Below are 14,145 nucleotides of genomic sequence, written 5' to 3'. Positions count from 1 at the left end.
AGAAACGCCGAAAGGGGGCGCCGTCACCGGGTGACGTCGCCCCCTTCGTCGTACGCGGTGCTTCGTCGTACGACACGCTTCGTCGTAGTACGACGTGCCGTGGCTAGGCCAGCGGGCCCGTGACCTGCTCGACCGCGTCGAGCAGCGCGCCGGAGCGGACGAACTCGTCGGCAGCCGCGAGATCCGGGGCGAGGAAGCGGTCCGGGCCGGGGCCCTCGACGCCTGCCTTGCGGACCGCCTCGATGACCGCCCGCGTCGCCGGGGCCGGCGTGAGGCCCTCGCGGAGTTCGACCGCGCGCGTCGCCGCGTACAGCTCGACGGCGACGATGCGGGTCAGGTTGTCGACGGCGGTACGCAGCTTGCGGGCCGCGGACCAGCCCATCGAGACGTGGTCCTCCTGCATCGCGGAGGAGGGGATGGAGTCGGCGGACGCCGGGACGGCGAGCCGCTTCATCTCACTCACCAGGGCCGCCTGCGTGTACTGGGCGATCATCAGGCCCGAGTCGACGCCCGCGTCGTCCGCCAGGAAGGGGGGCAGCCCGTGCGAACGGTTCTTGTCCAGCAACCTGTCGGTGCGGCGCTCCGAGATCGACCCGAGGTCCGCGGCGGCGATCGCGAGGAAGTCCAGGACGTACGCCACCGGGGCCCCGTGGAAGTTGCCGTTCGACTCCACGCGGCCGTCGGGCAGGACCACCGGGTTGTCGACGGCGGCGGCGAGTTCGCGCTCGGCGACGAGGCGGGCGTGCGCGATCGTGTCGCGCCCGGCGCCCGCGACCTGCGGCGCGCACCGCACCGAGTACGCGTCCTGGACGCGCGGCGCGTCGTCCTGGTGGTGGCCGGTCAGGCCCGACCCTTCCAGTACGGCGAGCATGTTGGCGGCGGACGCGCCCTGGCCCGGATGCGGGCGGATGGCGTGCAGTTCGGGGGCGAGGACCTTGGCGGTGCCGAGGAGCGCCTCCAGGGTGAGGGCCGCGGTGATGTCGGCGGACTTGTAGAGGGCGTCGAGGTCGGCGAGGGCCATGACCAGCATGCCGAGCATGCCGTCGGTGCCGTTCAGGAGGGCGAGGCCCTCCTTCTCGCGCAGCTCGACGGGGGTGATGCCGTGCGCGGCGAGCAGCTCGCCCGCCGGCTTCAGCTCGCCGTCCGGGCCCTCGGCGTCGCCCTCGCCCATCAGCGTGAGGGCGCAGTGGCTGAGCGGCGCGAGGTCGCCGGAGCAGCCGAGGGAGCCGTACTCGTGGACGACGGGCGTGATGCCCGCGTTGAGCACGTCGGCCATGGTCTGCGCGACCTCGGGGCGTACGCCGGTCCTGCCGGAGCAGACCGTCTTGAGCCGCAGGAACATCAGCGCGCGCACGACCTCGCGCTCGACGCGCGGGCCCATCCCGGCCGCGTGCGAGCGGACGATGTTGCGCTGCAGCTGGGCGCGGAGGTCCGGGCCGATGTGCCGGGTGGCGAGGGCGCCGAAGCCGGTCGATACGCCGTAGACGGGCTCGGGCTTGGCCGCGAGGGCGTCGACGATCTCGCGCGACGCGGCGAGGGCGGTCACGGCTTCGGCCGAAAGCTCGATGCGGGCGTTGCCACGTGCGACGGCGATGACGTCCGCTGCGGTTGTCCCGGACGTCCCCAGGACCACGGTGTGCATATCCATATTCAGCAGCGTACGGACTGAATCGCCAGGTGTCACGGGCGGATACGGACTGAGCCACTTACCTGCGGCTCCGACCCCCGTCGACCTGCCGACCCACTGCCCCGCCACCCCACCGCTCAGGGCCGCGCCCACCGCCCCCGGAAGCGGCGGCGCTCGCCCGGTGGCCGTGTGGTTTCGGAGTTCGCGAGTCGTACCACCGGGTCGTCCGCGCCCTCGCGGCCCGCGACCACCGGCTTCACCGCGCGCGCGGCCTTCGCGCGGTACTGGGCCGCGTCCGCGAGACGGAACAGGCGGCGGGCCGAGTGGACCTCGCCGATCGGGTCCTGCGTGGAGGCGACCCCGCAGGCGACCCCGTCCCCCAGCTCCAACTCAGATGCCCGTACGCAGAGTTCGTCGGCGACCCGCACCACGTCGTCGGCCGGCGGCCCCACCGCGAGCAGGCAGAACTCGTCCCCGCCGAGCCGCGCGGCAAGCGTCCCCGGCAGCATCGCCCCGCACAGCGAGAGGACCGAGCCGAAGCGTTCGAGGAGCCGGTCGCCGACCGCGTGGCCCCTGGTGTCGTTGACCCGCTTGAGACCGTTCACGTCGCATACGACCAGACTCACCACCGCCCCTTCGGCACGGTGCCGCTCCACCGCCTCCTCAAGACGCAGATCGACCGCGCGCCGGTTGGCGAGGCCCGTCAGCGCGTCGGTGAAGGCGAGCCGACGCGCCTCCTCCAGGCGCTCGGTCTGCGCGATGCCCGCCGCGACCACCGAGGCGAGCACCGTCGCGAAGTCCGCGTCCTTGCGGCCGAAGACCGGCGCCCCCACCGGGCGCGCCACATAGAGCTCGCCCCAGGCCCGCCCGTGCAGCACGACCGGCGCCACCACGCAGCACCCGCGACCCCGCCTGCGCAGGGCGGCGACGCGCTGGTGGCAGTAGCCCGGCACGGAGGCTTCCGAGGGGCCCGCCGCCGTCTCGACCCAGGCGTGCGGCTCACCGCCGCCCGCCCAGCGCTCGTGCAGGAACTCGGTGATCTCCGGGAACTCGTTCACCGGGTACGCCTCGCGCTCCGGGAACTCTTCCTCCCCCTCGGCCCGTTCGCCCACGTTCACGAGCACCCGCAACCGCCCGAGGTCGCGCTCCCAGACGGACAGGGCCGCGAAACTTCCGGACAGCGCACGGCACGCGCCGCGGGCAGCCGCCCGCCAGGACTCACGCGGAGTGTGCGCGGCGGCCATCCCCTGCGCCAGCACGACCACGGCCCTGAGCCGAACGTCCTCTCCCATCTCCCTAGGCTAGGAGATTTACGACATTTTGGGCGTTTGTAACATCACTCAGCGTGTGGACAGGGGGGAGGGGCATAAGCGAGCCCTGCGGCGCACGCCCCCCGGGCCCCGCTCACTCACCGGGCCATTTGGGCTTCCGCTTCTCGTTGAACGCCGCGACGCCCTCCGCCCGGTCACCGGAGAAGGCCACCGAGCGCCAGGCCGCGTCCTCGACCTCAAGGCCGGCACGCAGGTCGAGGCCGTGACCAAGACGCAGGGCACGCTTGGCGGCACGCAGCCCGACGGGCGAGTTGGCGGCGATCCGCTCGGCGAGCGCGAGCGCTTCCGTACGGTCCTCGCCCTCGCCCACCAGCAGATCGACGAGCCCCAACTCCCGCGCCTCGGCCGCCTCGACGCGCCGCGCGGTGAAGATCAGCTCGGCGGCCCGCGCCGCGCCCACGCGGCGCGGAAGGAGCTGCGTGCCGCCGCCGCCCGGGATCACGCCGACCGACACCTCGGGGAGCCCGACCACTGCGGTCGGGTCGGCGACGACGAGATCGCAGGCGAGCGCGAGCTCGAACCCGCCGCCGAGCGCGAAGCCGTGCACGGCGGCGACGGTCGGCATGGGCAGTTCCAGTACGCCGGTGTAGGCGGCGCGCGCCGTGGGGCGCTGGCGGACCAACTCGGCGTCGGAGAAGGAGTTGCGCTCCTTCAGGTCGGCGCCGACACAGAAGGCCCGCGCGTGGGTGGAGGTCACGACCACCACGCGGGCGTCGCGGTCCTCCGCGAGGGCGGCGCAGGCGGAGCCGATGGAGCGGGCCATGTCCGTGGACACGGCGTTCATGGCCCCCGGCCGGTCCAGGACGAGCTCGGCGACATAGGCGTGCCGCCGGACGCTGACAAATTCCCCGAACCGCTGCTCGCCACCCATGGCTTTCCTCCGCGTCTGGTTAACGCCCGTTACCGGGCCACCCTGCGGATCATGCCACCGCTACCGAGCGAACGGGCGGGCGGACGGGAAATCCGCCGCGAAGGGACCGCGACGGGACCGCGACGAGAGAGGACCTCAGCCGCGCCGGGCAAGGAGCCAGGGCTCCACCACACCGAGGCCTCGCACAGGGCGCTGCCACATCGGCTGCAAGGCGAAGCGGTACGAAGGCGGCTCGGTCCCCTCCTTCTCCGCGGCCTCGGCAGCCTCCGCCGCCTCGGTCTCGGAGGCGGGCGCGTCCCCCGTCCGCGTCAGCTCCTCGGCGAGCGCGCCGTCCACCAGGACCGCGTCCTTGGGCGCTATCGACGTGAGGCGGCTCGCGAGATTCACCGTCGTACCGAAGACGTCGCCCATGCGCGTCGTGACCGTGCCGAAGGCGATGCCGACGCGCAGCTCCGGCATCGTCTCGTCGTTGGCCATGGTCTCGATGAGGCGCAGGGCGATCTCCGCGGCCACACCCGCGTCGTCGGCGGCGTAGAGGACTTCGTCGCCGAGCGTCTTGATGAGGCGTCCACCGTGTGCGGCGACAAGGTCGGCCGCGGTGGTCTCGAAGGCCTCGACGAGCTCGCCGAGTTCTTCCTCCTCCATCCGCCGGGTGAGCCGCGTGAAGCCGACGAGATCGGCGAAGCCGACGGCGAGGCGCCGGTCGACCATTTCCTCGTCGTCCGCGGCCTGTACGACGCGTCCGGTGGCGGCGGCGAGCTGTCGCCGCCACACGTAGACGAGGAATTCCTCCAGCTCGGGCAGCAGCAGCTCTATCAGCGGATACGTGACCTCGGTCCGCGTCATGCCCGGCTCGGGCGGCTCCGTCAGACCCTCCAGGAAGGAATCGATCTGCCATTCGGCCAGGCGGGCGGTGGTCTGTCCGGTCGACCGTGCCACCTGTACGGCCATCGCCTCGCTGAGCAGGCCCGCTTCCACGAGACCCGCGAGGCGGCGCAGGGCCAGTACGTCCGCCTCGGTCAGGGCCTTGGCCTGGCCGATGTCGGGAAAGCCCATGGCCCGCCAGAAGCGGGAGGCCAGCTCCATGGAGACGCCGGCGCTGCGGGCCGCCTGGAACGGGGTGTAGCGGCGGTCCGCGCCGAGGATCAGCCCTTCCAGGCGCAGGGCGAGGGGGTCCTTCTCCGGGTCGTCCGGCTTTTCGTCCCCGGAGTCCAGTGAGGAGTTCGAGCCGTTCAGCGAGGAGTCCAGGGAATCGAACGCATCGACGGACCCAGTGGTGCGTCCGGGCTCACCGTCTGGGCCGGGGGATGCACCCGCTCCGGAGCCGGTGTCGTCGACGGTCACGCCTGCTGCCCTTCCGATCTGCCGCGGTCAGGTATCGACCGGCGCCAACTTTACGGCAGGTGTGCCGCAGCTCACGCCTTGCCTGGCGGGGCGCCTTGGACACTGGGTCCCCGGTGGCGGGCCCATCGAACACAGCTCCCCCGCCCGTCCCGCCCGTTTGCCCCGGATCCCCACCCGATTCCCCGTGTCCGCCTCTGAGCGAACAGGCTCTCCCGCCCACCCACCCGCCTCACCGCAATACCGCCTCACCGGACAGACGGGCGGGTGCGCGCCCGAGGCCTCCGCCACGTGCGGGCCGGCCGATTCCCCGAACGACCACCCCGCCGGACAGACGGGCGGGTGCGCGCCCGAGGCCTCCGCCACGTGCGGGCCGGCCGATTCCCCGAACGACCACCCCGCCGGACAGACGGGCGGGTGCGCGCCCGAGGCCTCCGCCACGTGCGGGCCGGCCGATTCCCCGAACGACCACCCCGCCGGACAGACGGGCAGGCGCGTGCCCGGGGCCGCCGGTGCGTGCGGGACGGTCCGCACGTGGCGGCGGAGGACGAAGACAGAGGTACCGGCACAGCCCCCGCGCCGAAGGCACCCGCACCCGGCGTAGCGACACGCGTAGGGACACCAGGGGACGGCCCCACCAGCAAGCCCCCGAGCCACCCCGTACCGCAACGCACCCCCAGCCGGTCCCCCTAAACCCCCCGCAAATGCACGACATCCCCCGCCCCCACAGGCTCCTGCATGCCCTCCCCCGTGGCCAGGACCAGGCGGCCGTCGCCGTCCAGGGCTACTGCCTCGCCCGTGATCGAGCGGTCACCCGGGAGTTCCGCCCTGACCTTGCGGCCGAGCGTCGCGCAGCCCGCCGCGTACGTCTCCTGGAGGCGGGAGGCCACCGGATCACCCGCAGCCGCGCGCCAGTCCCCGTACCACTGCTCCAGAGAACGCAGCACGGCCCGCAGCACGGTGTCCCGGTCCGTCGTCGCCGCTCCGGCCAGCGCAAGCGACCCCGCGCCCGGCACCGGCAGCTCGTCCGCACGCAGGGTGACGTTGAGCCCGATGCCGACGACCACGCCACCGCCCTCCGCCGAACCAGCCCGCTCCGCGAGGATCCCGCCCGCCTTGCGCTCCTCTCCCCCCACCGTCACGAGAAGATCGTTCGGCCACTTCAGCGCCGTATCCACCCCCGCCGCCCGCGAGAGCCCGGTCGCGACCGCGACCCCGGCGAGCAGCGGCAGCCACCCCCACCGTTCGACCGGCACCCCGGACCCCGGTTTCAGGAGCACGGAGAAGAAGAGACCGGAGCGCGCAGGCGCGGACCAGCGCCGGTCGAGCCGGCCGCGCCCCGCGCTCTGCTCCTCGGCGACGAGGACCGCCCCCTCGGGCAGCTCGTCGGCGCGGGCGGCCAGATCCGTGTTGGTCGACCCCGTCGCGGGCACCACCTCCAAAGAGGTCCACAGGCCTCCCCGCACCAGCGCGCGCCGCAACGAAGCGGCATTCAGCGGCGGCCTTTCGAGGTCGGACCAGCGGTTGGCCCCGGGGAGGTCGGCAGGGTCTTCTGAAGCATCTCGCGGCGTCATGCAAGCCACCTTAGGTGTGGTAAACGCCGCACTGCCGAACCGTATGCGCGCCGCTACCCTACGAGTCAGTAGCAAGCGATCACCAGCAGCAACAGAGCCGTACGGCTGTACAGCCGTACAGCAGAGTCACAACCCACGCAGTCGCAAAGCCACAGCCGCAAAGCCACAGCCGCAACCGCAAGCCGCCCCTTTGAGCAGGCAGGGAGCCGCATCCCGATGTCCGAGCCGGAAGAGCCCAACGTGCCCGTGCCAAGCGCCGCAATCGATAGCCCCGCCACCCCCACCGCCCCCGGCGCGGGAGACACGGGCATCGACATCCATACGACTGCGGGCAAGCTCGCCGATCTGCAGCGCCGCATCGAGGAGGCCAAGCACGCCGGTTCGGCCCGCGCGGTCGAGAAGCAGCACGCCAAGGGCAAGCTGACGGCGCGTGAACGCATCGAACTGCTCCTGGACGAGCACTCCTTCATCGAGTTCGACGAGTTCGCCCAGCACCGCTCGACCGACTTCGGCCTGGAGGCCAACCGTCCGTACGGCGACGGGGTCGTGACCGGTTACGGCACCGTCGACGGCCGTCCCGTGGCCGTCTTCTCGCAGGACTTCACCGTCTTCGGCGGTGCCCTCGGCGAGGTCTTCGGGCAGAAGATCGTCAAGGTCATGGACTTCGCCCTGAAGACCGGCTGCCCGGTCATCGGCATCAACGACTCCGGCGGCGCCCGCATCCAGGAGGGCGTCATGGCTCTTGGGATGTACGGCGAGATCTTCCGCAGGAACACCCACGCCTCCGGCGTGATCCCGCAGATCAGCCTGGTCGTCGGCCCCTGCGCGGGCGGCGCGGTCTACTCCCCCGCCATCACCGACTTCACCGTCATGGTCGACCAGACCTCGCACATGTTCATCACCGGACCCGACGTCATCAAGACGGTCACCGGCGAGGACGTCGGTTTCGAGGAGCTCGGCGGCGCCCGCACCCACAACAGCACCTCCGGCGTCGCGCACCACATGGCGGGCGACGAGAAGGACGCGATCGAGTACGTCAAGTCCCTTCTCTCCTACCTGCCTTCGAACAACCTCAGCGAGCCGCCCGCCTTCCCCGAGGAGGCGGACCTGGAGCTGACGGACGAGGACCGCGAGCTCGACACCCTCATCCCGGACAGCGCCAACCAGCCGTACGACATGCACACGGTGATCGAACACGTCCTGGACGACGCCGAGTTCTTCGAGACGCAGCCGCTGTTCGCGCCGAACATCGTCACGGGCTTCGGCCGTATCGAGGGCCGCCCGGTGGGCATCGTCGCCAACCAGCCGACGCAGTTCGCCGGCTGCCTGAACATCGACGCCTCCGAGAAGGGCGCCCGCTTCGTCCGCACCTGCGACGCGTTCAACGTCCCGGTCATCACCTTCGTCGACGTGCCGGGATTCCTGCCGGGCGTCGAGCAGGAGCACACGGGCATCATCCGCCGCGGCGCCAAGCTGATCTACGCGTACGCGGAGGCGACCGTCCCGCTGATCACCGTCATCACCCGCAAGGCGTTCGGCGGCGCGTACGACGTCATGGGCTCCAAGCACCTGGGCGCCGACCTCAACCTGGCCTGGCCGACCGCGCAGATCGCGGTGATGGGCGCGCAGGGCGCGGTGAACATCCTGCACCGCAAGACGATCGCCGCGGCCGAGGCCACCGGTGACGTCGAGGCGACCAGGGCCCGCCTGATCCAGGAGTACGAGGACCGCCTCCTCAACCCGTACACCGCGGCCGAGCGCGGCTACATCGACGCCGTGATCATGCCGTCGGAGACCCGCGCGCACCTGGTGCGGGGCCTGCGTCAGCTGCGTACGAAGCGGGAATCCCTTCCCCCGAAGAAGCACGGCAACATCCCCCTCTAGGCCCCTCCAGGCCCCCTCCAGGCCGTGCCGCAGTAAGGAGACCTCTCATGATCAAGGTCGTACGGGGCAATCCCACCCCGGAGGAGCTCGCCGCCGCGCTCGCGGTGGTCCAGGCGCGCGCCGCGGCGGTCGCGAACCAGCCGTCCGGCGCGCCCGCGGCCCTCGACGCCTGGGCGGACCCCGCCCGCGTGGCCCGCGACCGCCTGCCCGCACCGGGTCCGACGGCCTGGGGCCGTACGTACTGGCCCGGCTGAGCGGGCCGGACAGTCCGGAATGAGTGGGACGGGCCGGGGCGCCTGAGTACGCGTACTCAGGCGCCCCGCCGTGACCGAGCGCAGTATCGATTGCATGCTGTGGTCCGACCCGGAGAACAACCCGCCCAAGGACATGCGGGACATGCAGGCGAAGATGCGCCGTGCCGGTCTCGTCCTCGCCCTGGCGATGGTCGTGGCGATGTTCGTCCTGGGCATGCACTGAAACACCGGCGCCCACCGGGGCTCGCTAACCTGATCGCATGAGTGATCAGCCCGAGGCCCGCCGCCTCGTCCTCGCCTCCAAGTCCCCCGCCCGGCTCGGTCTGCTCCGTCAGGCCGGCCTCGCCCCCGAGGTGATCGTCAGCGGGGTCGACGAGGACGCGATCTCCGCGCCGACCCCCGCCGAACTCGCCGTCGCGCTGGCCGAGGCCAAGGCGTCGGTCGTCTCCGCACGCCCGGACGCCAAGGGCGCCCTGGTCGTCGGCTGCGACTCGGTCCTGGAACTGGACGGACAGGCGCTCGGCAAGCCCGCCGACGCCGAGGAGGCCACCGCCCGCTGGAAGTCCATGCGCGGCCGCGCGGGCATCCTGCAGACCGGCCACTGCGTGTACGACACGGTGGCGGGACGGCATGTGTCGGCGCTCGCCTCGACCATCGTCCGCTTCGGTGAGCCGTCGGACGAGGAGGTCGCCGCGTACGTGGCGAGCGGCGAACCGCTGCACGTGGCGGGCGCGTTCACGCTCGACGGCCTCTCGGCCCCCTTCGTCGACTCGATCGAGGGCGACCACGGCAACGTCATCGGCCTCTCGCTGCCGCTGCTCCGCCGGCTCCTCGGCGAACTGGGCGTCGGCATCACGGAGTTGTGGGCCAAGTAGCGGCCCGGACGCCCCGAGAGGCGAGGCTCAGGCGGGCTGCGGGGCGCGGGGCTCGTCGGCGGCCTCGGCGGGCTTCTTGTCGTACGCCACCAGGGTCAGGACGATCAGGCCGAGCACGACCATCATGAAGACGAAGGCGGGCCAGCCCACCAGGCCCACCGAGAACGCGCCGAGCACTCCGTGCACCACGGCGGCGCTGATCAGGAGCATCCTGCCGAGGCGTCCCGGGGCACGGTCGCGGATCGCCGAGCGCAGCATGACGACGGCGCACAGCGCGAGGTAGAGGCCGAAGACACCGCCCGCGATCCACGTCGAGACGGACATCGCGTGTGGGTCGAGCCCGGCGAGCGACATGTCCTGCTTGTTCACGACGAGCCCCAGGAACCAGTTGAGCAACGCGATGCCCACCGCCTCCGCCAGGAGCACGATCGCGCCCGCCCAGGCCACCGGTCTACGCGCCACGGCGCCCACCCACTTCCCCTGTTACCGCTAGTACGTGCCAGACATCGCGAACGCTACTAACGGGTAAACCAGGGGACAAGGGCCCTGCCAGGGGCAAAGAATCATTGGGCCATTCGTAGGGACTCCACAAAGATTGCCCCTGTGGCGCGGCACGCTCTCACAGAGACCTTGACCACATCGGCGCGCTAGTCTGCCGAGAAGGGACCCTGCGTACCGTGGTGCGACAAGGGATTTCGCGGACGGGCAGGCCCCGGATCACGCTCCGTGTGGGCAAGCTCACCATTGGGGACGGGTCGAAAGGTCGTGTCGGCAGTCCCTAAACTCGGCTTGTTTCAAGGAGGGAGCCATCGTGCGCAAGGTGCTCATCGCCAACCGTGGCGAAATCGCTGTCCGCGTTGCTCGGGCATGCCGGGACGCAGGAATCGCGAGCGTAGCCGTCTACGCAGATCCTGACCGGGACGCTCTGCACGTCCGCGCGGCAGATGAGGCGTTCGCGCTGGGCGGTGACACTCCGGCCACCAGCTACCTGGACATTTCCAAGGTGCTTGCTGCGGCCAAGGACGCGGGGGCGGACGCGGTCCATCCCGGTTACGGCTTCCTTTCGGAGAACGCCGACTTCGCGCAGGCCGTCCTGGACGCGGGCCTGATCTGGATCGGCCCGCCGCCGCAGGCCATCCGCGACCTGGGTGACAAGGTCGCCGCCCGGCACATCGCGCAGCGCGCGGGTGCCCCGCTGGTGGCCGGTACGCCGGACCCCGTCAGCGGTTCCGACGAGGTCGTGGCCTTCGCCGAGGAGCACGGCCTGCCGATCGCGATCAAGGCCGCCTTCGGTGGCGGCGGACGCGGCCTGAAGGTCGCGAGGACCCTCGAAGAGGTCCCCGAGCTGTACGACTCCGCGGTGCGCGAGGCCGTCGCCGCCTTCGGCCGCGGCGAGTGCTTCGTGGAGCGCTACCTCGACAAGCCGCGGCACGTGGAGACGCAGTGCCTCGCCGACAAGCACGGCAACGTCGTCGTCGTGTCGACGCGTGACTGCTCGCTCCAGCGCCGCCACCAGAAGCTCGTGGAGGAGGCCCCCGCGCCGTTCCTGAGCGAGGCCCAGAACGCCGAGCTGTACGCGGCGTCGAAGGCGATCCTCAAGGAGGCCGGCTACGAGGGCGCGGGCACCGTCGAGTTCCTCGTCGGGATGGACGGCACGATCTCCTTCCTGGAGGTCAACACCCGTCTGCAGGTGGAGCACCCGGTCACCGAAGAGGTCACCGGCATCGACCTGGTCCGCGAGATGTTCCGCATCGCGGACGGCGAGGAGCTCGGCTACGGAGACCCCGAGATGCGGGGCCACTCCTTCGAGTTCCGCATCAACGGCGAGGACCCGGGCCGCGGCTTCCTGCCCGCGCCCGGCACGGTGACCGTCTTCGACCCGCCGTCGGGTCCGGGCGTGCGCCTGGACGCGGGCGTGGAGTCCGGCTCGGTGATCGGCCCGGCGTGGGACTCGCTCCTCGCCAAGCTGATCGTGACCGGCGCGACGCGTCAGCAGGCTCTTCAGCGGGCCGCGCGTGCCCTCGACGAGTTCAACGTGGAGGGCATGGCCACCGCCATCCCCTTCCACCGTACGGTCGTCAGGGACGCGGCGTTCGCCCCCGAACTGACCGGCTCCGCCGACCCGTTCACGGTCCACACGCGGTGGATCGAGACCGAGTTCGTCAACGAGATCCCGGCGTTCGCCGCGACGGCTGACGCCGAGACGGACGAGGAGCCCGGCCGCGAGACGGTGGTCGTCGAGGTCGGCGGCAAGCGCCTCGAGGTCTCGCTCCCCTCTTCGCTCGGCATGACCATCGCCCGCACGGCTGCCGCGGGCGGCGCCCGCCCCAAGCGGCGCGCGGCGAAGAAGTCGGGCCCGGCCGCCTCCGGCGACACCCTCGCTTCCCCGATGCAGGGCACGATCGTCAAGATCGCTGTCGAGGAGGGGCAGGAGGTGCAGGAGGGCGACCTGATCGTCGTCCTGGAGGCCATGAAGATGGAACAGCCCCTGAACGCCCACCGCTCGGGCACCATCAAGGGCCTCACGGCGGAGGTGGGCGCGAGCCTGACCTCCGGCGCGGTCATCTGCGAGATCAAGGACTGACCAATCGCCGGACGGGCTGGCGGTTGTCAGCCCGTCCGGCGTTTGAGGACGAACTCGGCGAAGCCGGTGACAGACGGCACGCACGCTTCGGGCAGACTTGAGGCAGGCGTACGTCCAGGGAGGCCGGCATGGCAGAGGCAGAGAGCCCGCAAGAGCGCCCCCGCTTGAAAAGAGCGGACGCGCGCCGCAACTACGACCGGCTCCTCGCAGAGGCCCGCGCCGCCTTCGCGGAACACGGCACAGGCGCCTCGCTGGAGGACATCGCCCGCCACGCGAACGTAGGCATCGGCACCCTCTACCGCCACTTCCCCAACCGGCACGCCCTGATGAGCGCCGTCTTCGAAGAGGCGGTGAGCGATCTCCTTGACCGCTCCCGCGCGCTCCTGGAAGACCCGCAGCCCTGCTCCGCCCTGGTGACCTGGCTCCGCGCCATCATCACTCATGCGGGTGAGTACCGCGGGCTCTCCCGCGCCCTCATGTCGGCGTCGCACGACGACAGTTCGGCACTCTCCCGATGCAGCAGGCCGATGCGCGAGGCGGGCACGGCCCTGCTCGTACGGGCACAGCAGGCAGGGGCCGTGCGCCACGGCGTCTCGATCGGCGACCTCATGCAGCTGACCAACGCGATCGCGCTGGCCGCCGAAGAGACCCCCGAAGAGCCGGAGTTGGCCGACCGCCTGTTGATGCTGACCCTGCGCGGCCTGAAGCCCGAAGGATCGGCACCCGACGAGCCCGGCACGGGCCGGGCCGCCGGTTCAGCGGCGGCGTAGATCCGCCACCCGCGCGGCACGCTCGCCGGGCTGTGGCTCCCCGAGCACCGCACTGCGCAACTGCGCACCCGGACCTGCCCCGTGGCCGTGGTTACGGCGCTGCCCCGGCAGTGGCACGTCCCGGCGCGGCTGCCGCGCCGGGACGGTATCCATGCCTGGTCCGGAGTTGGAGCCGGCCCCTCCGCCCGCGACCGCGATCTGCACGCCCTGATCCGCCAGGGCCTGCAACTCGGTGGCCGCGCGGTCGTCGTGGCCGGGCGGTTCGTCCGTGACCAGGCGGGTGATGAGGTCCGTCGGCACCGTCTGGAACATCGTGTCGGTGCCGAGCTTGGTGTGGTCGGCGAGGACCACGACCTCGGCGGCCGCCTGGACGAGCGCACGGTCCACGCTCGCGGAGAGCATGTTGGACGTGGAGAGCCCGCGTTCGGCGGTCAGACCACTGCCCGAGAGGAAGGCGCGCGTGACGCGCAGGCCCTGGAGGGACTGTTCGGCCCCGCTGCCCACGAGTGCGTAGTTGGAACCGCGCAGGGTGCCGCCGGTCATGACGACTTCCACACGGTTGGCGTGGGCCAGGGCCTGTGCCACCAGCAGGGAGTTGGTGACGACGGTCAGACCGGATACCCGCGCGAGCCGTCGGGCCAGCTCCTGCGTGGTCGTACCCGCCCCGACGACGATGGCTTCGCCTTCTTCGACGAGTCCCGCCGCGAGATCGGCGATAGCCGTCTTCTCGGCGGTCGCGAGATGTGATTTCTGCGGAAAGCCGGACTCCCGCGTGAATCCGCCCGGCAATACCGCACCGCCATGTCGGCGGTCGAGGAGTCCTTCTGCCTCCAGCGCGCGCACGTCCCGCCGTACGGTCACTTCGGAGGTCTGGACGACGCGGGCGAGCTCCCGGAGCGATACAGCTCCGTTGGCCCGCACCATTTCGAGGATCAATTGGCGACGTTCTGCAGCGAACACGAAACTGACAGTAACCCCAACGACCGTCTGCTTTCAGCAGTTTGCGCCGAATTACAGAAGTTGTTCGCACGGCA

The 14,145-nt window shown here is 71.4% G+C and carries 13 protein-coding genes; 6 read left to right on the top strand and 7 right to left on the bottom strand.

The features are described from left to right. Positions 1–103: 103 nt before the first annotated feature. The 5 genes from hutH to IE226_RS33595 form a co-directional block, all read right to left on the bottom strand. Positions 104–1,642, bottom strand: coding sequence for a histidine ammonia-lyase (hutH, locus tag IE226_RS33615; RefSeq protein ID WP_190085286.1), 1,539 nt, complete (start codon positions 1,640–1,642; stop codon positions 104–106). 122 nt (positions 1,643–1,764) lie between these two features. Continuing rightward, a complete protein-coding gene (locus tag IE226_RS33610) occupies positions 1,765–2,919 on the bottom strand; it encodes a GGDEF domain-containing protein (protein WP_190085228.1) in 1,155 nt (384 codons plus the stop codon). A 112-nt stretch (positions 2,920–3,031) separates the two neighbouring features. Next, positions 3,032–3,829 (bottom strand): enoyl-CoA hydratase/isomerase family protein, encoded by a 798-nt coding sequence (locus tag IE226_RS33605; protein WP_190085227.1) that lies wholly within the window; start codon positions 3,827–3,829, stop codon positions 3,032–3,034. A 135-nt stretch (positions 3,830–3,964) separates the two neighbouring features. Next, positions 3,965–5,173 (bottom strand): adenylate/guanylate cyclase domain-containing protein, encoded by a 1,209-nt coding sequence (locus IE226_RS33600; protein ID WP_190085226.1) that lies wholly within the window; start codon positions 5,171–5,173, stop codon positions 3,965–3,967. Positions 5,174–5,859: 686 nt separating this feature from the next. Then, a complete protein-coding gene (locus tag IE226_RS33595; protein ID WP_190085225.1) occupies positions 5,860–6,744 on the bottom strand; it encodes a biotin--[acetyl-CoA-carboxylase] ligase in 885 nt (294 codons plus the stop codon). Between the two features lie 216 nt (positions 6,745–6,960). Between IE226_RS33595 and IE226_RS33590 the strand changes: the two genes are divergently transcribed. The 4 genes from IE226_RS33590 (at position 6,961) to IE226_RS33575 (ending at position 9,757) form a co-directional block, all read left to right on the top strand. Next, complete coding sequence (locus tag IE226_RS33590; RefSeq protein ID WP_229871686.1) at positions 6,961–8,628, top strand: acyl-CoA carboxylase subunit beta; 1,668 nt, start codon at positions 6,961–6,963, stop codon at positions 8,626–8,628. 47 nt (positions 8,629–8,675) lie between these two features. Further along, entirely contained in the window at positions 8,676–8,882 is a 207-nt protein-coding gene (locus tag IE226_RS33585) for an acyl-CoA carboxylase subunit epsilon (protein WP_190085224.1), read from the top strand. A 94-nt stretch (positions 8,883–8,976) separates the two neighbouring features. Beyond that, on the top strand, positions 8,977–9,105 hold the full coding sequence (gene mmpB / locus IE226_RS33580) for a morphogenic membrane protein MmpB (RefSeq protein WP_360777023.1): 129 nt from the start codon (positions 8,977–8,979) through the stop codon (positions 9,103–9,105). 37 nt (positions 9,106–9,142) lie between these two features. After that, positions 9,143–9,757 carry a nucleoside triphosphate pyrophosphatase gene (locus IE226_RS33575; protein WP_190085223.1) on the top strand — a complete coding sequence of 205 codons (615 nt, stop codon included), beginning with the start codon at positions 9,143–9,145 and terminating at the stop codon, positions 9,755–9,757. Positions 9,758–9,784: 27 nt separating this feature from the next. Here IE226_RS33575 and IE226_RS33570 read toward each other — a convergent pair whose 3' ends face one another. After that, on the bottom strand, positions 9,785–10,219 hold the full coding sequence (locus IE226_RS33570) for a hypothetical protein (protein ID WP_190085222.1): 435 nt from the start codon (positions 10,217–10,219) through the stop codon (positions 9,785–9,787). A gap of 349 nt (positions 10,220–10,568) precedes the next feature. Between IE226_RS33570 and IE226_RS33565 the strand changes: the two genes are divergently transcribed. Continuing rightward, on the top strand, positions 10,569–12,341 hold the full coding sequence (locus IE226_RS33565) for an acetyl/propionyl/methylcrotonyl-CoA carboxylase subunit alpha (RefSeq protein WP_190085221.1): 1,773 nt from the start codon (positions 10,569–10,571) through the stop codon (positions 12,339–12,341). Positions 12,342–12,469: 128 nt separating this feature from the next. Beyond that, positions 12,470–13,111: a TetR/AcrR family transcriptional regulator gene (locus IE226_RS33560; RefSeq protein WP_190085220.1), complete on the top strand. Its 642-nt coding sequence runs from the start codon at positions 12,470–12,472 to the stop codon at positions 13,109–13,111. On the opposite strand, the gene IE226_RS33555 is transcribed toward IE226_RS33560, so the two are convergent. Next, positions 13,097–14,035, bottom strand: coding sequence for a DeoR/GlpR family DNA-binding transcription regulator (locus IE226_RS33555; RefSeq protein WP_229871694.1), 939 nt, complete (start codon positions 14,033–14,035; stop codon positions 13,097–13,099). The genes IE226_RS33560 and IE226_RS33555 overlap by 15 nt on opposite strands. Positions 14,036–14,145 lie beyond the last annotated feature (110 nt).

Source organism: Streptomyces longisporoflavus (genome assembly GCF_014649775.1).
In the GTDB taxonomy this organism is placed as follows: domain Bacteria; phylum Actinomycetota; class Actinomycetes; order Streptomycetales; family Streptomycetaceae; genus Streptomyces; species Streptomyces longisporoflavus.
Note: the sequence above shows the minus strand (reverse complement) of the source record. Positions and strands in the feature narration are given on the sequence as shown.